Origin of the sequence: Rhodococcus sp. HNM0563 (assembly GCF_012726195.1) — a bacterium.
In the GTDB taxonomy this organism is placed as follows: domain Bacteria; phylum Actinomycetota; class Actinomycetes; order Mycobacteriales; family Mycobacteriaceae; genus Rhodococcus.
Map to the genome: position 1 here is coordinate 1 of NZ_JAASAF010000054.1, position 302 is coordinate 302.

General features: G+C 66.9%; 1 protein-coding gene. It reads right to left on the reverse strand.

Going from position 1 to position 302, the window contains the following annotated elements:
- Positions 1–302: LLM class flavin-dependent oxidoreductase (locus HCA61_RS25935; protein WP_169691066.1), on the reverse strand; the 302-nt coding region annotated here is incomplete at both ends.

Sequence of the window (302 nt, forward strand, 5' to 3'; positions counted from 1 at the left end):
CCCAGGAACACCCGCCCCGGATACAGACACCCCATCGTCGCGAACGCCTGCGCAATCACCGCCGGGTTGTACCGGAACGTCGGCGTCAGCACCGACGTCCCCAACTGCAACCGCTCGGTACGCTCCCCCACCGCCGTCATCCACGCCAACGAGAACGGCGCATGCCCACCGGTATGCCGCCACGGCTGGAAATGATCCGACACCGTCGCCGAATCCATCCCGTGCGCCTCGGCGAGCACCCCGAGCTCGACCAGCTCACGCGGACCGAACTGCTCGGCCGATGCCTTGTATCCCAACTTGAG